This is a genomic window from Photobacterium swingsii (assembly GCF_024346715.1).
Classification (GTDB): Bacteria; Pseudomonadota; Gammaproteobacteria; order Enterobacterales; family Vibrionaceae; genus Photobacterium; species Photobacterium swingsii.
Window position 1 is genome coordinate 301,515 of record NZ_AP024852.1, and the last position, 21,958, is coordinate 323,472.

The 21,958-nt window shown below is 46.1% G+C and carries 18 protein-coding genes, 1 tRNA gene and 1 rRNA gene; 7 read left to right on the top strand and 13 right to left on the bottom strand.

Annotation, left to right across the window (positions count from 1 at the left end; translation table 11 throughout):
* Window positions 1-20 precede the first annotated feature (20 nt).
* The 4 genes from rpsD to OCU77_RS01505 all read left to right on the top strand — a co-directional run bounded on the left by rpsD (window position 21) and on the right by OCU77_RS01505 (window position 3,180).
* Window positions 21-641, top strand: coding sequence for a 30S ribosomal protein S4 (rpsD, locus tag OCU77_RS01490; protein WP_048900861.1), 621 nt, complete (start codon window positions 21-23; stop codon window positions 639-641).
* Window positions 642-664: 23 nt separating this feature from the next.
* Window positions 665-1,654, top strand: coding sequence for a DNA-directed RNA polymerase subunit alpha (locus tag OCU77_RS01495; RefSeq protein WP_048900862.1), 990 nt, complete (start codon window positions 665-667; stop codon window positions 1,652-1,654).
* A 33-nt stretch (window positions 1,655-1,687) separates the two neighbouring features.
* Window positions 1,688-2,071, top strand: a complete 384-nt coding sequence (rplQ, locus tag OCU77_RS01500) for a 50S ribosomal protein L17 (protein WP_107302839.1) — start codon at window positions 1,688-1,690, stop codon at window positions 2,069-2,071.
* 86 nt (window positions 2,072-2,157) lie between these two features.
* Complete coding sequence (locus OCU77_RS01505; protein WP_048900863.1) at window positions 2,158-3,180, top strand: glycosyltransferase family 4 protein; 1,023 nt, start codon at window positions 2,158-2,160, stop codon at window positions 3,178-3,180.
* A 13-nt stretch (window positions 3,181-3,193) separates the two neighbouring features.
* Here OCU77_RS01505 and OCU77_RS01510 read toward each other — a convergent pair whose 3' ends face one another.
* From OCU77_RS01510 to OCU77_RS01570, 13 genes are all read right to left on the bottom strand, one after another.
* Complete coding sequence (locus OCU77_RS01510) at window positions 3,194-4,663, bottom strand: response regulator (protein ID WP_048900864.1); 1,470 nt, start codon at window positions 4,661-4,663, stop codon at window positions 3,194-3,196.
* On the bottom strand, window positions 4,663-5,358 hold the full coding sequence (locus OCU77_RS01515) for a P-loop NTPase family protein (RefSeq protein ID WP_048900865.1): 696 nt from the start codon (window positions 5,356-5,358) through the stop codon (window positions 4,663-4,665). Before OCU77_RS01515 ends, OCU77_RS01510 begins: the two co-directional genes overlap by 1 nt.
* Entirely contained in the window at window positions 5,355-8,033 is a 2,679-nt protein-coding gene (locus OCU77_RS01520) for an SLBB domain-containing protein (RefSeq protein ID WP_107302840.1), read from the bottom strand. The genes OCU77_RS01515 and OCU77_RS01520 overlap by 4 nt, the downstream gene beginning before the upstream one ends.
* The gene (locus OCU77_RS01525) at window positions 8,030-8,809 is read right to left on the bottom strand and encodes an OmpA family protein (protein WP_048900866.1); all 780 of its coding nucleotides are present in this window, start codon (window positions 8,807-8,809) and stop codon (window positions 8,030-8,032) included. The genes OCU77_RS01520 and OCU77_RS01525 overlap by 4 nt, the downstream gene beginning before the upstream one ends.
* Before the next feature lies 1 nt (window position 8,810).
* Window positions 8,811-9,122 carry an STAS domain-containing protein gene (locus tag OCU77_RS01530; RefSeq protein ID WP_048900867.1) on the bottom strand — a complete coding sequence of 104 codons (312 nt, stop codon included), beginning with the start codon at window positions 9,120-9,122 and terminating at the stop codon, window positions 8,811-8,813.
* A 181-nt stretch (window positions 9,123-9,303) separates the two neighbouring features.
* A complete protein-coding gene (locus OCU77_RS01535; protein ID WP_048900868.1) occupies window positions 9,304-11,106 on the bottom strand; it encodes a sugar transferase in 1,803 nt (600 codons plus the stop codon).
* 12 nt (window positions 11,107-11,118) lie between these two features.
* Window positions 11,119-12,192, bottom strand: a complete 1,074-nt coding sequence (locus OCU77_RS01540; protein WP_048900869.1) for a glycosyltransferase — start codon at window positions 12,190-12,192, stop codon at window positions 11,119-11,121.
* 9 nt (window positions 12,193-12,201) lie between these two features.
* Window positions 12,202-13,644: a GumC family protein gene (locus OCU77_RS01545; RefSeq protein ID WP_048900870.1), complete on the bottom strand. Its 1,443-nt coding sequence runs from the start codon at window positions 13,642-13,644 to the stop codon at window positions 12,202-12,204.
* A gap of 2 nt (window positions 13,645-13,646) precedes the next feature.
* The gene (locus tag OCU77_RS01550) at window positions 13,647-14,003 is read right to left on the bottom strand and encodes a hypothetical protein (RefSeq protein ID WP_048900871.1); all 357 of its coding nucleotides are present in this window, start codon (window positions 14,001-14,003) and stop codon (window positions 13,647-13,649) included.
* Between the two features lie 70 nt (window positions 14,004-14,073).
* Window positions 14,074-15,255: a glycosyltransferase family protein gene (locus OCU77_RS01555; protein WP_239686087.1), complete on the bottom strand. Its 1,182-nt coding sequence runs from the start codon at window positions 15,253-15,255 to the stop codon at window positions 14,074-14,076.
* On the bottom strand, window positions 15,255-15,971 hold the full coding sequence (locus tag OCU77_RS01560) for an acyltransferase (protein ID WP_048900872.1): 717 nt from the start codon (window positions 15,969-15,971) through the stop codon (window positions 15,255-15,257). Before OCU77_RS01560 ends, OCU77_RS01555 begins: the two co-directional genes overlap by 1 nt.
* On the bottom strand, window positions 15,971-17,278 hold the full coding sequence (locus OCU77_RS01565; protein WP_048900873.1) for an O-antigen ligase family protein: 1,308 nt from the start codon (window positions 17,276-17,278) through the stop codon (window positions 15,971-15,973). The genes OCU77_RS01560 and OCU77_RS01565 overlap by 1 nt, the downstream gene beginning before the upstream one ends.
* Window positions 17,266-18,645, bottom strand: a complete 1,380-nt coding sequence (locus tag OCU77_RS01570; protein ID WP_048900874.1) for a lipopolysaccharide biosynthesis protein — start codon at window positions 18,643-18,645, stop codon at window positions 17,266-17,268. Before OCU77_RS01570 ends, OCU77_RS01565 begins: the two co-directional genes overlap by 13 nt.
* A gap of 227 nt (window positions 18,646-18,872) precedes the next feature.
* On the opposite strand from OCU77_RS01570, the gene OCU77_RS01575 reads away from it, so the two are divergent.
* The 3 genes from OCU77_RS01575 to OCU77_RS01585 all read left to right on the top strand — a co-directional run bounded on the left by OCU77_RS01575 (window position 18,873) and on the right by OCU77_RS01585 (window position 21,957).
* A complete protein-coding gene (locus OCU77_RS01575) occupies window positions 18,873-19,799 on the top strand; it encodes a glycosyltransferase family 2 protein (protein WP_048900875.1) in 927 nt (308 codons plus the stop codon).
* A 441-nt stretch (window positions 19,800-20,240) separates the two neighbouring features.
* A 16S ribosomal RNA gene (locus OCU77_RS01580) occupies window positions 20,241-21,783 on the top strand.
* 98 nt (window positions 21,784-21,881) lie between these two features.
* Window positions 21,882-21,957, top strand: a tRNA-Glu gene (locus OCU77_RS01585).
* The last annotated feature ends 1 nt before the right edge of the window (window position 21,958 follow it).

Below are 21,958 nucleotides of genomic sequence, written 5' to 3' on the forward strand. Positions count from 1 at the left end.
AGGAAAACTGGAGAAAGAACATGGCAAGATATTTGGGTCCTAAGCTGAAGCTTAGCCGTCGCGAAGGTACTGACTTATTCCTTAAGTCTGGTGTACGCGCGATTGATACCAAGTGTAAGATTGATAACGCGCCGGGCCAACATGGTGCTCGTCGTGGTCGTCTATCTGATTACGGCGTTCAGCTTCGTGAGAAGCAGAAAGTTCGTCGTACATATGGCGTACTAGAAAAACAATTCCGTAACTACTACCAAGAAGCTGCTCGCATTAAGGGCAACACAGGTGAAAACCTGCTTCAACTTCTTGAAGGTCGTCTAGATAACGTAGTTTACCGCATGGGCTTTGGTGCAACTCGCGCTGAATCTCGCCAGCTGGTAAGCCACAAAGCGATCCTAGTAAACGGTCAAGTCGTAAACGTTCCTTCTTTCAAGGTAGCGGCTAACGACGTTGTTAGCATTCGTGAGAAAGCTAAGAACCAAGCACGCATTAAAGCAGCTCTAGAAGTTGCTACACAGCGTGAACTACCGACTTGGGTCGAAGTAGACAGCAGCAAAATGGAAGGTACGTTCAAGCGTCTTCCAGAACGTTCTGATTTGTCTGCCGACATCAATGAACACCTGATCGTCGAGCTTTACTCTAAGTAAGGCTATAGTTAAGAGAGGACACAATGCAGGGTTCTGTAACAGAATTTCTTAAGCCACGTCTTGTTGATATCGAACAAGTTAACACGACGCATGCAAAAGTAACTCTAGAGCCGCTAGAGCGTGGCTTTGGCCACACTTTAGGTAACGCTCTTCGTCGTATTTTACTTTCTTCTATGCCGGGTTGTGCCGTTACTGAAGTTGAGATCGACGGTGTGTTACACGAGTACAGCACCAAAGAGGGAGTACAGGAAGATATTCTTGAGATCCTTCTAAACCTTAAAGGTCTAGCCGTTAAGGTTGAGGGTAAAGACGAAGTTATCCTTACTCTGAACAAATCTGGTGCAGGCCCTGTTGTTGCAGGTGACATCACCCACGACGGTGATGTTGAGATTGCGAACTCAGAACACGTAATCTGCCACCTAACTGATGACAATGCTGATATCAGCATGCGCATCAAGGTAGAGCGTGGTCGTGGCTATGTACCAGCATCTGCTCGTATTCACACTGAAGAAGATGAGCGTCCAATTGGCCGTCTGTTAGTTGATTCAACTTTCAGCCCAGTTGACCGTATCGCTTACTCTGTAGAGGCAGCTCGCGTTGAACAACGTACTGACCTAGACAAACTTGTAATCGATATGGAGACAAACGGTACGCTTGATCCAGAGGAAGCTATCCGTCGCGCAGCAACTATTCTTGCTGAGCAACTGGATGCATTCGTAGATCTACGTGATGTACGAGTTCCTGAAGAGAAAGAAGAAAAGCCAGAGTTCGATCCGATCCTACTGCGTCCTGTAGACGATCTTGAACTAACTGTTCGCTCTGCTAACTGTTTGAAAGCAGAAGCGATCCATTACATCGGTGATCTTGTTCAGCGCACTGAGGTTGAGCTACTTAAAACGCCAAACCTTGGTAAGAAGTCTTTAACAGAAATTAAAGACGTGCTGGCATCTCGTGGTCTGTCTCTAGGCATGCGCTTAGAAAACTGGCCGCCAGCATCAATCGCTGAAGATTAATAGTTACTGATATCTAGTTAGAAGGATTAGGTCATGCGCCATCGTAAGAGTGGTCGTCAACTCAACCGCAACAGCAGTCATCGTAAAGCGATGTTCAGCAACATGGCTAGCTCTCTGGTACGTCACGAGCTTATCAAGACTACCCTGCCTAAGGCAAAAGAGCTACGTCGCGTAATTGAGCCGTTGATTACCCTAGCTAAGACAGACAGTGTTGCTAACCGTCGTCTTGCATTCGCTCGTACTCGTGATAACGAAGTTGTAGCGAAACTATTTAACGAATTAGGTCCACGCTTCGCTCAACGCGCAGGCGGTTACACTCGCATTCTAAAATGTGGTTTCCGTACTGGCGATAAAGCCCCAATGGCTTACATTGAGCTTGTAGATCGTCCTGCAAAGGAAGAAGCTGCTGCTGAATAAGCACTAGCCGTTAAATTAAAAAGAGCCGAGTCTTAGACTCGGCTTTTTTTTTGCATTGAATTTCTTAACGGCATAAGGAGTTTAATGTGATTTATTTATTACTTGATAGTTCTGGCTTTGGAGGTATAGAAAGTCATGTTCTTCAATTGGCTCGGCTACTCAAAGCAGAGCGCCAAGCTGTCACTGTGGTTTTTATTCGTCGTTATGCTGATCATCCTATGTACCAGCAATTAAATAATGCCGCGATTCCTGTTCAATTCCTTTCTCCTTCATCCCCGATTGACCATTTTGCGTATTCTTTTGCGAAACAAGTAACGCGGGGCGATGTGCTGCATGCCCATGGTTATAAAGCTTCGATATTGGCGCGCTTACTGGGTTGTTTGACACCTTCAGTTGTGGTCACAACCTTCCATGCTGGCGAGTCGCCGTCAGGGCGTATTGCTTTTTATGAATGGCTCAACCGAATATCAAGTTTTATGTCGCGCAATCTTGCTGTTAGTAAAGCCATTCAATACTCGGTGCCTGGAGAGTGTGAGCTGCTGGCTAATTTTGTCTCCGTCAGCCAAACTCCTAAGGCTACACATAAGGGTAAATCACGGCGATTACAAGTTGGTTTTGTAGGCCGCTTATGTGCGGTCAAAGGGATAGATCGTTTTTTATGGCTTGCTGCTCAAAATTCTGACTGTGATTATCATGTTTTTGGTGATGGTGAAGATGCCGCATTGCTTTCTAGCATTGAAGCGCTGAGTGATGATATTTCGATTCAGTGGCATGGGCGTGTTGATGATATGACCAACCACTGGCATACATTAGATATCTTGTTGATGCCATCACGGGCTGAAGGTTTGCCAATGGCTGCGTTGGAAGCAATGTCTCATGGGGTGATCACCATCGCCACTGATGCTGGGGATCTTGTCCGTTTATTGCCGAATGACTGCATTGTTGCACAATCCAAATGGCAGGCGTTGGCTGATATGATCAAGGTTTTTGATAATGACAAAGCACTGGCCTTGGATATTGCCCTTAAGCAGCAGCAACGTATTAAGGATGCTTACAGTTGTGAAGCCCGTTGGCCACAATTGAAAGCTATTTATCAGCGGGTTGAGTAATTAATGGAGCAATTTAGTCGTGATTGCCTATATAGCTAATGCTGACTAAGGTTTTATCATCGGCTGTCATGGGGGCGTTGTATTGCCACAATTTGTGGTGACGTTGCTTAGGGGTAAGTTCGGTTAATTGATTGAGTGCTTTCTTTTCCCAGTCAGATTCCGCTAACCCGTCGCTGTAGCAATGGATACTAGCTCCTGAAGTTAATGTGTTTTGCCATGGTTCTCTATCTATCTCATCAAATAACCCCAGCAATCCAGAAGCATGCTCAATTTCAGTACTTTGCTGTTGTGAGCAAAACAAAGGTGTTGGCATGCCAGCATTAAAGCATGCGGTCTTCCCCCCTTTTTGTAAATGGATCAGTATTAAGCACAGCAGGTGGTGGGATGGGCTTAGGTATAGCTTAGTATTGAGGCGCTGGTAAAGTTCAGCTGGGGTTATGCCCTTATTTTCTAGCAGACCACTAATATAGCCTAGCCATACTGCACCATTGGCTTTTGCGATTGCACCGTGCCCCATGTGATCTCCTAAGATCACTAGCGTCGTACCGTCAGCCAAGCTATGCTGCATTACAAAATCGCCACTGTTTTCTGCTTGCTGGCTGATGTCGACCTGCCAATGGGGGTCTTCTGTTTGGTTATTGGCTAATGGAAGGCATAAAGCCAGTTGTTGCTCGAATTGTAGTTGGTATTGCGTGGTAAGGTGTAGATGCCTTTCGAGTACGCGCTGGATTACTCCGAGTAAATGGGGTTTATTGATTGGTTTCAGTAAGTAGTCATCAATGGCAGATTGTCCTGCCAGCTCTATGCTGTCAGCGAGGGTGTCACCCGAGATAAAGACAAAGGGGAGTGTTGCATGTCGTCGTTGCTGTTTCACACGATCGCGAAAAACGATGCCACTCATTGTTGGCATGTGGAAATCAGTTAAGACAAGATCACAGTGATTATGCGCCAGCCAATCAATGGCCTCTGTTGCTTGGCTAAAGATTGTGAGTTGATAATTGTCCTCAAGGAAATGTGCCAAGAGCTTGAGTTGGCTTTGGCTGTCATCCACTATGAGCAGGTGTTGTTTTTGTTTTTTGTCCGAAAGATGAAAGCGAAGCTGGTTGCCGTTTATCGTTGTTTGGTAAGCAAAATCGGGGAAGGTTGCCTTGATGATCGCAAGCCCCATTCCCGACTCTGATAGCGGAGAAGGAAACACTGCGCTACTAAGTGCTGTTTTGAGTTGTTTCCACGGCTGACCATCATCATGAATGGCAAGATAATAACCTTGATGAGATTTACCATAGCTAATGGTGACTGATTCGGCTGTGGGGACTGAGTGTTTAAGTAAGTTAGTGCAATATTCACTGCACACGAGTTGAAGTTGCTGTAAGCGTGTTGCTTCTATTCCAAGGGCGGCAGCTTTATCTGCAAAAAGGGCGCGAATACTTCGAACCGCTGAGTAGGTCAGCTCGAAGCGTCGTTGTAACAGTACTTGTTCCATTACTGGTACTTTCCTTGTAATAGCGGGTTGGTCGCGAGGTATTGACTGAATTTCTGTTTGATTGACCGAGGCAGCCACTTTGCTTTGCTTTCTATGACGCGCCGAATTTCATCGCCTAAGCTTGGATTTATCTGATCGTTGATTAAGGTGCCAATTAACTCAACATTGCCTTGCTCTAATCGTTGAGCACTCGCTAATACTTCACTCTCCGTTGTTTTACCTGCAGCAATACACAAGATGGTGCCATTACTTGCGTGGCTGATAGAGGCAATTGCAAGGTTTCGCCAATTGGCAGTATTAATATTCCCCACATCGCAAATAATGTATTGGTAGTCATCCAGCCATTGCTCAACAGCCGCTGCCAGTATTTGTGGTTGACGTAGCTCTAAAATTGTTTGCTGGGATCTAGGTTGTGGGAGTAGATCGAGTGCTTCACTTAATACTCTGGTGTGATTGCTGAAGTCTGCAGCCTGACATGACCAGTCAGCTTTGGGGTAACCTTGACCTGATCCGGCAAGATCAAGGTCGATCAGCAGTGTTTTCGGCTGATCGGCGGATAAGCGCTGTGCTAGCCAGTAGGCTTGGGTTGATGTACCACAGCCTGAACTGGCACCGGCAAAGGTAATAATACGGCATTGGCGCTGATGGATTTGTTGGAATAGTTGGTCAAATTCCTGACTTAGCCACGGTTTCATAAGGCTGCTCCTAATACGACCAAGGTGACGATGCCGAGTGCATCACGGAGTGTTTGGCGAAGCTGTGAAGCGGTCGAATCATCTTCACTAGGTACATAAACGGTGTCGCCAGGACGTAATAATGGCAAAGGGTATTGACCGGGGTTTTTGACATAGCCTCGTAAATCAAATGTCTGAGCTTGATCGCCGCAACATGAGGTATTCACTATCATGATGCGTTCGATATAAGCGGTATCTTTTGGGCCGCCAGCTTCGGCTAATAGATCTAAGATATTCATTTGATTATTAAAGGCATACCGACCTGGTTTATTGACGGAACCCATCAAACGAACCACCCGTTCTGCGGGTTTATCTAGCCAGTTACCTTGTTCTTTAGGGACATAGATGACATCACCAGGTACCACACGAGGCAGTAATGTTTCATCGCCAGTTTCAAAATACAGCGAGAGATTCAGTTTGGTGACTTTACTGGTGTTGCCACTACGGTGACTGATGCGGATCTGCCGCAGATCCGCTTCACCGTTAGGACCATCAGCTGCAGAAAGAATATCAAGAAAGCCTAATTCACGATTGAAGGCGTAGCGTCCAGGTGCACCTACTTGGCCAAAGACGTAAATTGAGTCATCAGCAGATTGGCGAATCCAACTTGATTTATTATCAGTTGGATCATGGGGTAACTCGTCAATCACTATGGTATCGCCTGCAGTTAGTCGAGGAAGCCCTGCAAAGCTGCCCCCTTCGGTAATGAAATTATCGAGGTCGAAATACAGGACATTTTCTTGTGACTGGCGATTTTCTTTAATAATACGAATGTTAGTAATGTTTGCTTCTTTAGTGGGGCCGCCAGCTAATGCCAAAATATCCAGAAAGGTCATGCTGTCATTCCAATTAAAGCGTCCGGCGGCTTTAACGGCTCCCATCACTTTTACCGCTTGAGTATCGGCAATCGCATCGACTTGGGGGAGAAAAATGACATCGCCAGCGACTACTTTTGGGAGCAGCGCTTCATTACCTGTCTGAAAGTAACGTGCTAAGTTAAAGCGGCTGACCTTGGTGGTTTTGCCATCACGATGGGTGATCAAGACTTCTTGAATATCGGCTTCACCTGTCGGGCCATCGGCTGCAGAAAGAATATCGAGAAATCCTTGGTCGTTGTTGAAGGCATATCGCCCTGGGGCACCGACTTGGCCGAAGATATAGATAGAGTCTTGTGCTGATTGACGTAACCAACTGGCTTTATTATCACTAGGGTCGTGTGGGAGTTCATCGAAGATTATGGTATCGCCGGCTTGGAGCTGAGGTAGCTGGCTATTTGGTTTGTTTTTTTTGGTGAAATCTTCGAAGTTGAAGGTGGTAATTCTGGCTTCATCGGCGGTTGCGTTCTCTCGCACAATTCGAATATTTGAGAGGTTCGTTTGTTGTTTTGGCCCGCCAGCATGCGCGAGTAAATCCATGAAGCTCATGGTGTCATTCCATTCAAAACGGCCAGGATTGTTGACGGCCCCGATGATTTTGATGGCCCTATCATTGGTCACTTTAAGCCAAGATTTTTCATTAAAATCAATTTTCTCGGGAATGAAAATGACATCACCCGGCATCATTTTCGGTAGAGAGTATTGATCGGGTGCTTGGGTGTATTTAACCAAGTTAATAGCGATAGCGGGTTTGGTGTTACTCAATAATTTTATTTGGGTTGTATCAGCAAAGCGGGTTGGCCCGCCTGCGTTGGCGAGTACATCGATAAACCCTGTCCCCGCACTGCTTTCATAGGCGCCTGGCGCTTGCACTTCACCCATGACATAGACGGTGCGTGAAGTAGTATTAATATCTTCCACTTCTATCGGTGCAAAAATGGTTGTACCGGGTTTGACGGGGGGGAGGTTTGAGTCATCACCGCTGTCTAAATAGGCTTTTAAGTCAAACTGATAAGGGATGTTATCGGTGATTACTCGGATCTTGGTTACATCGGCATAGCGGGTTACCCCATCGGCGCGCATAATGGCATCAACCACTGTCATATCGGGTTTATAGCTGAATGTACCCGGGTTGCGGAGTTCACCAAAAATCGTGAGCCCTTGCGCTTCATCGGCATCGCCTCCTTCACGTAAAGAGGCAGCATCAAAGTTTACTTCGATGTTGCCAAGTAAAGGTGAGGTGGGGACGAAAATCGTGTCACCTCCTTTTAGCGCGGGTAGTGGCTGTGCTTGTTTGCCATCAAGGTAGGCCTTATAGTCAAACACGACGGAATTATCGCCGCGGATCAGTTTGAATTGGTCAAGCTGCGCACCTGGCCTCGCCCCGCCAGCGGCCGCAAGTGCCATTTGGATATTACTGTCTGGCTTTAATGACACCATTCCTGGTTTTTCAACGTAGCCAAGGACTTTTACTCGTAATAGCTGCTCCATGATCCGTAGTTCAAACTCATCTAAATTACGGTAGATCACTTGAAGGCGTTGTCTGATCTTTTGCTCAGCTTGTTGAACGGTTAAGCCTGCGACAGCGATAAGCCCCACTTCAGGCAGTAAAAGTTGCCCTTGATCGTCGATAGTAAAGGGGGCATCAAAATCACTTTCACCTGGTAGTTGAAGGTATACACGATCCCCTGAGGTCAAGGTGGTTGCTTGCACGCTAGCAAAAGGGAATACGAGCAATACGATCAACAGCAGGATTCTCATAATGACTCCCTCACTGCATGCCAATCCTGTAGTGAGTAAACACGGTGCTGCGAGCGAGTGTGATGCTCGACTAAAACCACAGCTTCCACTTTGCGGTTACTCAAACGTTCAGTTCTCGATGCTGGGTCTTCAAAGGATACTCTTTCTCCTGCACTGAAGATGGCGATTTGTTTGGGTTCAACCCCTTGTTCAATTAAGAAGCGTTTGACGGTATCAGCACGTCGCATACCAAGGTCGTCGTTATAAGATTCTGTACCAAGTGTGTCAGTGAACCCTGTTAGCTGAAGGTGCCAATGGTTCTGACGCTTGAGTATTGAGGCTGCGCGACGCAGTGCTTGTTGGTAGTCGGGTAGTAGCTGAGTGCGGTTAAAAGCGAACTGGTTGTCTATCTTCATTAAGACTAAGAATTTATCGCGCAACTCCACTTCAGAATAATGTGGGTTTAAACATAAGGTGTGGTATTCCAACCAATCCATTTGTTGTTGGATTTTGGCAAATTGCGTTTGATATTGCAGAAGAGTGATATCAGCATCGTCATCAAAACCTGCTTTTGCTTCTTGGCGTGCTTTGCTATAGAGATTCTCTAACGTTTGATATTGGCCGGGAAGACACGATTTGGCTCCGCGTGTTGCGAGGATCTGTAACTCAAAGTCATGATGCTCAAGTTCATGCCATTGATCGGTTTTTGGTGGCGAATAAGGGTTATCCCCAGCGGCTGGCCAGCTTGAGCACCCATTGAGGATGAGGGCGATCATAACGAAAGATAATCTGATCATACTAATGCAGCTCCGCAGTGGTGATCAGCGGGATCACCTTGTCAATCCGTAACATTACTATCAGCTGGCGAGGTTGGCCGTTCACGTTAAGTAGGCGTAACGCTTTGCCGCGGCTTTTCAACCGTTTGTATAAGAAAACAATGGCACCAATTCCACAGGAGTCAATAAATTGTACCTTGGTCATATCAATAATAAGTTCAGATAACTCGGTTTTACTTAGAGTCTCTAACTGGTCTTCCATCTGCTTGGCAACATGCGCATCGAATTCATCCTGCAGAGAAAGTGCGATTACTGATTCAGTCATACTTGGCATATTAACCTCGTTTTAATGCCATCAGCATCGTCATACGTTGAGATGGCTTACTTATGGTATTGAGAGGAACAGCATGCTTGGATTATTACTGTTCCGTTAGGGGTAATAAGGTCTATACAAGCTGTATGCCAAATTGTTGGGTGAAGGTGATAATTAGGAGGGGATGTCGTGGCTATAGTGATTATTGGCCGCGTTTGGTTACCATTACCAAAATGGTTTTTAAGATGATGAAGGTGTCCATTTTTAGCCATTGCCATGGTGAACCGAGTGCAGCAGCATAAGCATGATCCCAAGCTATTTTGGCTTTTACATCGTCAAGGCAGCGATCATAACCTTGGCTTACTTGCGCTAACCCAGTGATCCCTGGACGTAAACCCGCGGTGCGTTCTAAGTAGAATGGCAATGCATTTTGCAAATCGCCACAAAGTTGTGGTCGTTCTGGGCGTGGGCCGATCAGTGCCATATCGCCTTTAATGACATTAATAAATTGAGGCAGTTCATCTAATCGCGTAACGCGTAGAAACCGGCCAATACGAGTGATTCTAGGATCATTTTGCTGTGCCCATACAGCCCCTGAATCTTGTTCGGCATTGTGGGTCATAGTGCGGAATTTAATGACTTCAAATAAATCTGTGTGTTGCTCTGTGATTTGACCAACCCGCAGTTGGCGATAGAAAACAGGGCCTTTTGAGTCGAGTTTAATGAGCAGTGCGATCACTGGCCAAAGCGGCAAAGTAAGTACCAACCCCATTACACTTAATATGAGATCACTAAGGCGCTTACAGCATTGTGTCGAGCGTGCTTGGTAGTCGTAAAGCGGCGGTAAATGGCGCCAGCCTTGCTTAAATTGACCATTGAGATAACGCACCATGCCAAACAGTGACGAGTAATAGCCTCCTACCAAATAATGCCATTTGTTTAAGTACTTTTGATTAACCCCTAAGGCGGGGAGTAGTGCGAGGAAGTAGGCGCTGAGTTGACCAATAACAAGTAGGCTTGCTAATAACGAGCCTTGGATAGCGAGTACACTGGTTGCAAGAAGATAGCCAACTAAAATGAAAGGCATAATAGTGCGAAGTCCTTTACCTGAACCAAATAGCCATCCCAACTTTTTTTGTTTTGGCGAAAATAAGAATCGACAGCGTATCAGTTGTTGCAAATTGCCCGCCCCAATACGTTGGCGGCGCTGGTGGTTTTGCTGGCCTGTTGACGGTGAAATTTCTACGCTATTTATGTCTTGATTGAGAAGAACGTTGTAGCCTTGTTTAATCACCATCATAGGTAACATGAAGTCATCATTAATGGTGTCTTCTGGTAAGGGCGTAAACAGGGAGGCGCGCATAATATAAAAAGCACCATTACCTCCCATCACGCTACCAAGTTGAGATTCTGCGTGACGAATTTTATTTTGCCATTGCCAATATTGCTTTTCCCCCTCAGTTGCATCTGCGAGAAGGTAGCAACTGGTGATGGCACCGGTTTCAGCATTTTGAAAACTGTGGGCTGCCTGAGTGAGTGCATCTATTGAAATGAGGGCCGATATATCACTGAGCGCAATAAGATCGTTTTGGCTGGACACTTGCGCCATCAAGGCATTTAGGCGTGCAAGTTTACCGCGGTTGTTGGTTTTATTCGTCCACGCTAGTTTGATGCCTGCTTGCTCAAATTTGGGGTGCCACTCTTCAATGATTTCCGCGGTATTATCGCTACAGCCATCGCAGCAAATATTGACGCTGAGTTTTTCTGCGGGGTAATCGAGCATTAATATATTCGCCAGTTTGGCAGCCATATAATCGGCTTCATTATGTGCGGGCATAACTAATGCAATATGCGGGTATGCGTCATGCAGAGAAGCAGAATGTGAAGATGAAGTGGATTGTTCATCGGTGTGATACTGGCCTAAACGGATCATCACTGCGGTGTACACAATATGATGGTAGACAATCAAGATACTTAGCAATATAACGATAAACCACAGCATCATTACGCTCCTTTGCTAAAAAGCCAATGATTCATAGCGGGTTGTCATGGTTCTTACATCGGCGCAGTCGCGCACAAACCGCGCATTGTGAATGCTGACTTCTTTATTGTGTTTTAACCCCTTGATTAATGCGCTAGCGAACAGTTGAGGGAGCTCTGATTCAACCAGAATTCCTGAGAGTGGACATAGTAGATCTGGGATCCCTCCTACTTTTGTCGCCACAACACTTTTGCCACAGGCCTGAGCCTCAAGCAAAGCCAACGGTAAGCCTTCTTGTCGGGATGGCATACAAAAAAGGTCAATAGCTCGGTAGAAGTTTCGCATTTTGCTGCAATAGCCTAACCAGTGAATGCGGTGGCTTACTTGATGTTGCGAGGCGAGTTGTTTGAGGGCGGATGCTTCAGGACCTTGTCCAGCAATTACAAGGTGGTGATCGTCTGGGAGTTGGACGAGTGCCATTATCGCGATATCAAGGCCTTTCTCTTTGACTAAACGCCCTGCACAGCCGATCAATATTTTATCGAGAGGAAGGCATAAGTGCTGACGAGAAAAAAGCTGGTGTCCGGGTGAAAAGTGGTCGGTATCTATACCGTTGAGAATAACGTGGTCTGCTGGACGACCTAGCATTCGTTCAAGCTGTAATGCTACTCGGGGAGCATCTGCGACCAACTGTACTTTATTGCTACTTAACAACCATTTGGTTAACCGGCGTTGCTTTGCATTGTGCAAGTGCCAACTATCATGCTCGGTTTGAATGTGGCGAACTGGAGTTGTTACTGTGGCAAGGCGGCTATACAAGAGTGGCCCTATGTGGTGTGAGTGAACCACATTGACATTCAATGTACGGATCAAGTGACGTAACTTAATCACGGTTGTGAAGCTTTTTCCTTTGGGTTTATTTAGAAAAAAGAGTTGGTCTTTGAAAGGGAGCAGTTCGGGCCATGCTGTTATTGCCTCGGCTTTGTTACCTTCAAGTGCCACAACATACTGTTTATAACCAGGTGAAGAGAAGCGCAATAAGTTCAGTACCAAGTGCTCAATGCCACCAGGATGAAGGTGTTGAACGACTTGTAAGGTGACATGCTCCATAGTGACTCCTTAATTGGTACTGTGTTGAAAGTTTGGAATACGAATAAGCACGGGGGCATTAGTGAGTCGGCTAATATGAGCACTTTGGTATAAGCGCGTATCAAAGAGTTGCACGACACAGGCGAGTGATAATCCAAGCCCAAGCCCTCCTGCTATACCTAAGCAAAAGTTGAGCCACCAAGGCCAATTAAGTGGTTGGGTCGGCACGCTTGGGCGGTCAATGATTTTTAGTTTATCGGGTTCTTCAAATCGTCCTAGTTGACCTGTAACTTTTGCCATTTCAAAGCGCTCAAATAAGCGGTTGTAAATGCGAGACTTTACATCATGATTGCGTTGTAGCGTGGTGAGCTGTTGTTCCAACTCTGCGTATTCAGCCCGCATCATGTTGACGTTATCGGCCTGTTTTTTTAGTAGCTTCAATTCTTCATTGAGTGCCTGTATTTGATTTTCTGCTTGCTGTAATTTCTCAAATTGACTGAGTAAAATGGGTTGTGATTTGCTATCGCTGGATGAAGAGTGACTGGCGATACGTTGCCAAAGTTGGCTGATCTCTTGTTGAGTTAATGATTGCTGCGAATTCATTAATTTTGCGCGCTCTTGCTTGAGTCGATTTAGTTTCAGTAATAACGCTTTGATTGATGAATGCTTGTCAGTGTAGCTGGCGCGTAAGATAGCGAGCTTTGCTTCTGCGAGGACGATTTTTTCTTCCATCATACCTATCACAGGGTTGGTGCTTGCGAGGCGTTCGAATAAGTTGTCACGTTGAGATTTAGCATGAAGCAGCTTGAGTTCAGTATCGCGAATCAGAGTTTTAAGCTGCGTATCATTTTGAATATTGGATCCCTGCAAGTGGGGGAGGTTGTCCGCATTATTCGCCTTGAATATCGCGAGTTCTTTTTCTGCGGCTTCTAAATCGTGTTGGGTGGCTGTCAGTTGGCGTTGCAGGAAAACTTCCGAGCTATCGATTGATGCGCGTCCTGGGGCGCGAAGCTTTTCAAGAAAAACACTGGATATTGTGTTGAGGATCAAAGGGATCTCTTGAGGTGCATGCCACGTTAAGCCGAGTTGAACCACGTCATTACCAATGAGCTCTAACTTGAGCTGTTGGTTGATCATCTTGTAGTAATAAGCAATGGCTTCTGGATCTTGCGCATCGGCTAATCCAGATTGAACCGCTACATCATCCAGTACACTTTTACTATGAATTAACACGCGTAATGCCTTGATCCTTTGCTTTAAGTTCATGGCGATAGAAAGATCTTCTAGAAAAGGGTTTAGCATGGCTGTTTCTTGCACCAAGATAGTTGTTTTCCCGTAATAGCGTTTGGCTTTTACCATGCTGCCCGCAGTCATCAAAAGTGGCACGACGATCATTGGGATCACGACTAGATAGCGATGTTTCCACAAAGCCAGTAATAATGGATAAAGTTGGGCAAATAACTTAGAGCGCATTGTTATAGCCTCTTGAGAAGCACGGTATCGGGTTGCTGTTTGGGAGCAAATTCAGTGCGTAAGGGAATGTTTTTCGCGGCGGATATTTTGTTAATGGCTTGCATCCGTTTTTGGCTTTGTAGTAGCGCATCAAAAGGATTGTTGAGATTCGCAGGGGCAATATAAGCTGCAAGCTGGTGGTAGGGGTTATCCTCAAAAAACTGTTGAACTTGGCGCTGTTGCTCAACATTGAGTGAGGTTTGTTCTGGGCTAAAAAAGATCTCAAGTTGCTGAGTTGTTTGTGTGGTTGTCGCGCAGCCACTCAGTAATAGCAACCCTAAGTAGCTAACACGTAAGATGTGATTGGTTGTGCTTGGCATACTTGATCCTTTGTTTATTCGAATATCCTTCTCTCAGTAGTAGCAAAAAAAGTGCCGTGTTGTAGTGTGATTAGCTTACTTTGTGTTTTAGCTGATGAGATATGCGATCTGTCACTTCTTTCGCCCTGACTTGCCATGTTTCAGTTTCTATCAGTTGGCGCGTACGTGTTTGGTAGTGTTGGCGCTCGGTTTGCCCCCAATGGCTGTAGTGGTCAATAGCCTGTAACCATTGCTCGGTGGTGGTGGCTGTTTGAATAGCAGAGCGATAAGGTTGTGTGGCAGGAAAGTCGCTGCTGATAGTAGGGCAACCCGCGGCTAAATACTCTCTTAATTTTAAGGGGTTGCATGCCTGGATCTGCGGTGTGTTTTTAAAGGGTAGGATTGCCATATCCCAGTGTTGTAGATAGCGTGCAAGCTGTTTATGCGGTTGCGCGGGGAGTAAGTGGATATTGTTAGTATCAGCCAGTGTTGAAATATCCGTATTAATGGGGCCGAGTAAGTAGAAGTTAATTAGCGGGCGCTGTATGGCGAGTTCCTTGAGTAATTCTTGATCTAACCATTGATCAATGCTGCCGTAGAAGCCAATGCTTGTTTGCTGAAGGTGAATATTGGCAGGAGCGGGTTGAGGCGTCGCAAATTGCGAAATTGAAACACCATGTGGCAGCAAGATAACGGGGTTATTCGGGTTCAGTTGCTGCAATTTTGCTTGTAGCATCGGGCTGCAAGCAAAAACCAAATCGGCGCGAAACATCAAGCGTTGTTCGGCTGCGGCAGTGGCTTGGTGATCTACTCCTGCTAATGCTGAAAAATCATCGCCACAGTAATAAATGACTAAGTCACTCTCACAGATAGAGAAGAGATCGATAGCGCTTGGCAGCGCTGTCCAGATAATTCGTTGATAACGCTTTTCAGGCAGCTGCCGCTGTAGACTCAATCTATTTAATAGTTTTAATCCAGTATGCTGCGCCAGTGGCCAAACTAAGGGTTGAATGATTTGGGTTGGTTGTCGGTCTGCCTGCTGGTGGTTTTCTGTCGTGTTAACGGTTGAAGGTGTATTGGGTTTGGCGGCGGTGAACTTGGCGAAGAGCTTTTCTTTTATTCGCATGATGTCACGGTAGTTAAGGCGGGGCTGGCGTAGCCCTATTGAGTTAACCCAAGTCACAGGGTAGGCGTGCATGAGTTGCGACATAATGTGCTGGCTGCTGGATGGGTGGCGCCCCCAGTCTTCACCAAAAACAAGAAACTCCATCATTAATACTCCAACTGTTTGATGATACGAGCTGGATTACCGCCCGCCAGTACCCCGGAGGGAATATCCTTTGTGACAACACTTCCTGCGGCAATGATACTGTTTTCCCCAATGGTCACCCCCGCCATCACCATGACGCCTGTGCCTAACCAGACATTACGGCACAAATGGATATCACCCACTTGGTGGGATAAATCAGGCTCGCCTGCTGCGCGATCATAAGGGTTGAGTGGGTGACCTGGAAATCCAGCAAGAAAGACTTTTCCAGCAAGGCGAACATTGTCATCTATCTGAATCTTTCGGCCTACGGCCAAGGTGTTTTGCCAACCAATATCGACATTTTTACCTATGATGAGTTCTGGCGTTTCATGCCCCCAGACTCGGCCGCATAGGGTTGAGATCCCAGAGATACGGCAGTCATCGCCAAGACTGATACGTAATTGTCCTAAGATCTGTGGCATTCCTGAGTACAGTTGCAGCTGTGCTGGGCGAGCGTGCACCTGTGATAGGAAAAGTGGTGTGTAATAGCCTTTTTGTAAGCACCAAGCAAATAGGTTTTTGAGGGTGAGGTGACATTGGTAGAGGCTCGCGTGAAAAAATGGGATCACAGGGAAAGCATAACCACGAAAAGTACGAGCACTGTGTTTTAATTTGGAGAGTTGAACTGGCGTTAAGTGTTGTTTAAGTAATGCACGCATAGTGTGCTCTCCTTTTATCATTAAACTTTCCTTGTCAGCCGGTGTAGTGCAAGTAACAAGGCAATCAAAATATAAAGGGGCCAAGTTGTACCTTGAGTCAGAAAGGTACCACCGACAGAGAATGACAACAGCCCCAGCCATAACCCTTGTGCGAAGGGAGCCATGTAGTGCAGAGATAAACTTTGCAGTAGCTGATAGCTCAACCTTAGGGCACCAATTACCACAAGCAGGAATAGTACCAACCCGACAAAACCTGTTTCAGACAGTATTTGGAGCCAGGTACTGTGTACGGCATGGTTCTTACCGTCCCAATGCGGTGAGTAGAGGTAGTAATTAAAATAGAAGTTATCAAGCCCGACACCTGAGAACGGATGATTAAGTGCCATTCGCCATGCCGCCTGCCAAGCATAAATCCGTCCCATAGCTGATTCATCAACCCCCGACTCTGCCGCACCGCCAGATGCACGATCGCTTATGCCTGCAAGTGCGATAAGTGCGATCCCCCCTATTGCCGTGATGATCGTGGGTAAAACAAACGATCGGCTTTTGAGTACGAGAATCGTAAATATACCGCAGCCGATACCGAGTAATCCGCCACGGCTTTGTGTCGCAATTACCCCCATGATTAAGATGACAAGAATCACTGCACAACATACGCGTAGCCAGACTTTTCCATTGAAGGTATAAGCGAGCGCGAAGGCGACAGGAAATTGTAAAACTAACGCGAGATCATTGGGGTCGCCGAGCATTGAGCCGATATCTCGGCTAATCGTGACACGGGTACCTTCTACTAAACCTATGCCATTGGCTTTATTCATAATGGCGAGCACAGCAATCGCAAGCCCACTGATGAGTAAGAAAAAAGGCACAATCTTAAGTTGGCTTAATTGGGTAGGAAGCCAAGCGATGGCAAAAACCATGATAAGAATCTTGATAAAATTACCATTGAAGTTGGCAAAGGCTTCGGCGCGGTTGGTGGCCAAGAAGCAACATACCAAGACCCAGCAACTAAAGAGGACAAGGTAGGTTTGCAGAGGGTGCCATTCGAGTTTGTCGCGACTAAGCCAAAGCTGCCAAAATAGCCCTGCTAAACTTGCCAATGCGAGCAGCTGAGGGATTTTGAAAGGCATCAGTACAGGGAAGGCTTCGTGAATCCGAAAGTATGAAAAGATGATAAACCCTAAGCACACCCAAAAGGCTTGGTTTATTACAAAGGGTAAGACAAACAATACCCCTGCGACGAGCGCGATATTACCTTGTTTGTACCAAGCGAGTACGAACAAGAGGCTGCAAATGAAAGCGAGTAATTGCTGCTTTACGATAGCCATGAGCGTCTCATGACTTGAGTTTGTTGCCATAACGCCATTCGCCATGGCCAAAGAACAGATGACATGAGCATAAGTGCGATTAGACACTTGATACTGAATGAGCCCCAGTAATGAGCAATAAGCAGTAATGCAATGAAGAGATAGCTAATGAGTAAGCGCATTTTTGGGTAGGGGAGCGGTAATAGTCTTTGGCTCCATGTATAAAAGAGAACGAGTCGAAGCCATTGGGTGCTGACCCCTCCAATTAATAAGGCGGATAGTCCCCAAATAGGTAATATCAAAAAAATGATAGTGACAGCAACGATAGCGCTTATCACATTAATCAATAGGACACTTCGTCCATCCTCTTGTTGATAACACCCCATGTTTAAGTAAGTTGATGCCTGTTTAAACATCATCATAGTGGCCAGTATCGGTAAAATATCAGCGCTGGCATGAAAATCATTGGGAAGCCAATACGTAAGGAACACTGGACCTATAGTGATGACCCCAGCTGCAATCAGAGTGCTTAATTGGCAAGCGCTGATACTGATGAGTGCCGCATGAGTTATCCCTGTTGAGCTATTGATAAAGCTGAATCGCTTCGGAAACCACCATAAGCCAAAAGGTTCAAGTAAAAGACTTGCCGCCATGGCCCACTGCATTGCAATCGCATAAGTGGCTAATTCAGCCAAGCTGAGCATATCGGCTATTGCCCAACGCTCAATACCTAATGTCATAAAAGCCAATAGACCAGCCAAGGTGATTGCTCGTCCGTAGCGTATTAGGCGTTTTAAATGATAGAGCTTAGGGTGAGGTAAATGAGGGGAAAGGTAGATGAGTTGGATAAATTGACTTATAAGTCCAGCAGCCATAATGCCGTTGATACCGTAGCGTGGTGCCAAAAACACTATCAATATAGCTTGGCTAAAAGAGAAGAGCAGTAATGCAGTTACAAATTGCTTGGGCTGGTGGGTGAGGCGTAACTTAGTTAAAGGGACAGTACAAATCGCATTCAAACATAAATTAGCCAATAAGCAATAAAGAGATAACAGTGGTGGTGAGCCTGGTAACCAGTGTTGGATAGTTGCGATATTTGTCATGAATAGAAGTGAACAGCCGCAGCAGATAAGCAGCAATAGACCTAAAGCGCCACTTAATAATTCATCTCTTTTTATGGCGCTGTCATGAGCAAAGCGACAGATCGCATCTGGGATACCAAAAGTTACGATTAAAGATAGGCAGGTGATTAATGTAATTAATACATCTAATCGACCATATTCTGTTGTGCCTAACCATTGGGTAACCCAAGGCTGTAAGAGTAAGCCAACCAACTTACTTGTGATTAAGGCTATGCCATAAATTAATACAGTTAAAGGTGCATTCATTGCGCTGGCCTGATGCTGAGTGAGTCGCATAATGCAGTTAGCGTTGCAAGTTGAGCCTCAAGATGAGGAATAGGCCTTGTTGTGAAAAAGCACACACTGGCTTTGCTAACGACATTATGTGAAAAGCGTATCTGTTATGAGTGAAATACAAGTTTGATGCCATTAGTCTGCTGGCTTATAGATTGCATAAGGTTGGAGATACTTATGACGTAAGTGGGGAAGTTGGTATGAAGAACGAAATTGGCGTAAGTGTGGTTATTCCTAACTACAACTGTTTATCGTCATTACCTCGGGCCATTGACAGTATTCGAATTCAAGGGATGAAAACTGAGATTATTGTTGTTGATGATGGCTCGACAGATGGTTCGAGAGAATGGTTGTTAACGCAAGAGGATATTAAAGTCATACATAGTCATCGTATCGGAGCTTCAGCTGCAAGGAATTTAGCGATCACTCATTGTATGTATGAACTCATTGCCTTTCTGGATGCCGATGATTATTGGATGGAAGCCAAATTACAACATCAATTAGTATTGCATCAATTATGCCCAGAGATAACCTTCAGTTTTAGTGACTACCAACATGTCACAGCGCAAGGTACAAAAATTATAGGCTGCTTTGATTTCTGGCCGCGTTTTAATGTATTCATTAATCAGAAAGAGCCGCACCGCATTGAAGAGACATTGTTTCCCCTTATATTTGCAGAGAATGTTGTGGGAACAAGTACTGTTATTGCCAATAAAGCAGCACTGATGGCCGTAGGGGGCTTTGATGAGAAGCTGCGTTCGGCATCTGATTGGGATTTATGGTTGAAATTGGCGCAACAAGGATCGGTTGGCATTGTTAATCGAGAGCTTTGTCATTATGTGTCAGATCGTATTGGTGCGATTAGCAGAGATCAACAAGCTCGGCTTAAAGCGATGAAGGCCATTCTATGGCGGCATACCGACGCGATAAAGCGTCATCCTTCAGCCTTGATTGCGGGCTATAGTCGCTGGATCTTGGGGATTGCAGAGTATAATCGTAGTCAGCACGCTTATATATTGGCTTTTTTTCAACAAACACTGGCTTACTGCACCCAGCCTAGCCGCCGACATTTACGCGCTATGGGGGGGGACATACTTCGTGTGTTGATGCTTAAAAGAGCAAAATAAAGGCTGGTGGCTATTATCTGTCCGCTTGGTCGTTTTTTTTTAATTTATGCTTGTCAGGTGAAAGTAAGTCTCTATAATGCCGCCTCACTGACACGGAGAGCAGCTTACCAAACAGGTTTAGCGAGCAACGAGTTAGTGTGGTGAAAGCCTCAAAAGAAAGTTTAAAAAAGTGTTTGACACTTTGATTCGTTTCTTTAGAATGGCGCACCTCCTCAGAGCGAAAGCAAATGAGGAATTGTTCTTTAACAATTTGACCATGCAATCTGTGTGGGCACTCGTGAAATGAATAGTCAAAAAAGATTATATCAATGAACTGAGTGACCAATACAAATAACAAGTTTACTTATTATTTGGCACAGTCAATTCGAATATCATAACTAGCTTCTAGTTATCGATGTTCAATCAGTATTCATTGAGCCGGTCGCAAGACCAACAAAACTTTAATTGAAGAGTTTGATCATGGCTCAGATTGAACGCTGGCGGCAGGCCTAACACATGCAAGTCGAGCGGTAACAGGAAGTAGCTTGCTACTTCGCTGACGAGCGGCGGACGGGTGAGTAATGCCTGGGAATATGCCTTGATGTGGGGGATAACTATTGGAAACGATAGCTAATACCGCATAATGCCTACGGGCCAAAGAGGGGGATCTTCGGACCTCTCGCGTCAAGATTAGCCCAGGTGGGATTAGCTAGTTGGTGGGGTAAAGGCTCACCAAGGCGACGATCCCTAGCTGGTCTGAGAGGATGATCAGCCACACTGGAACTGAGACACGGTCCAGACTCCTACGGGAGGCAGCAGTGGGGAATATTGCACAATGGGGGAAACCCTGATGCAGCCATGCCGCGTGTATGAAGAAGGCCTTCGGGTTGTAAAGTACTTTCAGCAGTGAGGAAGGTGGTAGTGTTAATAGCGCTATCATTTGACGTTAGCTGCAGAAGAAGCACCGGCTAACTCCGTGCCAGCAGCCGCGGTAATACGGAGGGTGCGAGCGTTAATCGGAATTACTGGGCGTAAAGCGCATGCAGGCGGTCTGTTAAGCAAGATGTGAAAGCCCGGGGCTCAACCTCGGAACAGCATTTTGAACTGGCAGACTAGAGTCTTGTAGAGGGGGGTAGAATTTCAGGTGTAGCGGTGAAATGCGTAGAGATCTGAAGGAATACCGGTGGCGAAGGCGGCCCCCTGGACAAAGACTGACGCTCAGATGCGAAAGCGTGGGGAGCAAACAGGATTAGATACCCTGGTAGTCCACGCCGTAAACGATGTCTACTTGGAGGTTGGTGTCTTGAACACTGGCTTTCGGAGCTAACGCGTTAAGTAGACCGCCTGGGGAGTACGGTCGCAAGATTAAAACTCAAATGAATTGACGGGGGCCCGCACAAGCGGTGGAGCATGTGGTTTAATTCGATGCAACGCGAAGAACCTTACCTACTCTTGACATCCAGAGAATTCGCTAGAGATAGCTTAGTGCCTTCGGGAACTCTGAGACAGGTGCTGCATGGCTGTCGTCAGCTCGTGTTGTGAAATGTTGGGTTAAGTCCCGCAACGAGCGCAACCCTTATCCTTGTTTGCCAGCACATAATGGTGGGAACTCCAGGGAGACTGCCGGTGATAAACCGGAGGAAGGTGGGGACGACGTCAAGTCATCATGGCCCTTACGAGTAGGGCTACACACGTGCTACAATGGCGTATACAGAGGGCTGCCAACCAGCGATGGTGAGCGAATCCCAGAAAGTACGTCGTAGTCCGGATTGGAGTCTGCAACTCGACTCCATGAAGTCGGAATCGCTAGTAATCGTGGATCAGAATGCCACGGTGAATACGTTCCCGGGCCTTGTACACACCGCCCGTCACACCATGGGAGTGGGCTGCACCAGAAGTAGATAGCTTAACCTTCGGGAGGGCGTTTACCACGGTGTGGTTCATGACTGGGGTGAAGTCGTAACAAGGTAGCCCTAGGGGAACCTGGGGCTGGATCACCTCCTTAACGATAGACTGCTTGTTTAATGCAGTGTCCACACAGATTGCTTGGTTAAAATGTAAAAGAGTGAAAAATCATAAAGTGATTTTTCTAGGAAGTACTTAGTCCCATTCGTCTAGAGGCCTAGGACACCGCCCTTTCACGGCGGTAACAGGGGTTCGACTCCCCTATGGGACGCCAC

What these genes read in the sequence shown, in the direction of transcription:
- OCU77_RS01565 (WP_048900873.1), bottom strand. Translation starts at nt 17,278, where the DNA reads ATGGCTATCGTAAAGCAGCAATTACTCGCTTTCATTTGCAGCCTCTTG.
- OCU77_RS01570 (WP_048900874.1), bottom strand. Translation starts at nt 18,645, where the DNA reads ATGAATGCACCTTTAACTGTATTAATTTATGGCATAGCCTTAATCACA.
- OCU77_RS01545 (WP_048900870.1), bottom strand. Translation starts at nt 13,644, where the DNA reads ATGCGCTCTAAGTTATTTGCCCAACTTTATCCATTATTACTGGCTTTG.
- rplQ (WP_107302839.1), top strand. Translation starts at nt 1,688, where the DNA reads ATGCGCCATCGTAAGAGTGGTCGTCAACTCAACCGCAACAGCAGTCAT.
- OCU77_RS01540 (WP_048900869.1), bottom strand. Translation starts at nt 12,192, where the DNA reads ATGGAGCATGTCACCTTACAAGTCGTTCAACACCTTCATCCTGGTGGC.
- OCU77_RS01510 (WP_048900864.1), bottom strand. Translation starts at nt 4,663, where the DNA reads ATGGAACAAGTACTGTTACAACGACGCTTCGAGCTGACCTACTCAGCG.
- OCU77_RS01530 (WP_048900867.1), bottom strand. Translation starts at nt 9,122, where the DNA reads ATGCCAAGTATGACTGAATCAGTAATCGCACTTTCTCTGCAGGATGAA.
- OCU77_RS01575 (WP_048900875.1), top strand. Translation starts at nt 18,873, where the DNA reads ATGAAGAACGAAATTGGCGTAAGTGTGGTTATTCCTAACTACAACTGT.
- OCU77_RS01515 (WP_048900865.1), bottom strand. Translation starts at nt 5,358, where the DNA reads ATGAAACCGTGGCTAAGTCAGGAATTTGACCAACTATTCCAACAAATC.
- OCU77_RS01520 (WP_107302840.1), bottom strand. Translation starts at nt 8,033, where the DNA reads ATGAGAATCCTGCTGTTGATCGTATTGCTCGTATTCCCTTTTGCTAGC.
- OCU77_RS01555 (WP_239686087.1), bottom strand. Translation starts at nt 15,255, where the DNA reads ATGATGGAGTTTCTTGTTTTTGGTGAAGACTGGGGGCGCCACCCATCC.
- rpsD (WP_048900861.1), top strand. Translation starts at nt 21, where the DNA reads ATGGCAAGATATTTGGGTCCTAAGCTGAAGCTTAGCCGTCGCGAAGGT.
- OCU77_RS01550 (WP_048900871.1), bottom strand. Translation starts at nt 14,003, where the DNA reads ATGCCAAGCACAACCAATCACATCTTACGTGTTAGCTACTTAGGGTTG.
- OCU77_RS01535 (WP_048900868.1), bottom strand. Translation starts at nt 11,106, where the DNA reads ATGATGCTGTGGTTTATCGTTATATTGCTAAGTATCTTGATTGTCTAC.
- OCU77_RS01560 (WP_048900872.1), bottom strand. Translation starts at nt 15,971, where the DNA reads ATGATAAAAGGAGAGCACACTATGCGTGCATTACTTAAACAACACTTA.
- OCU77_RS01525 (WP_048900866.1), bottom strand. Translation starts at nt 8,809, where the DNA reads ATGATCAGATTATCTTTCGTTATGATCGCCCTCATCCTCAATGGGTGC.
- OCU77_RS01495 (WP_048900862.1), top strand. Translation starts at nt 665, where the DNA reads ATGCAGGGTTCTGTAACAGAATTTCTTAAGCCACGTCTTGTTGATATC.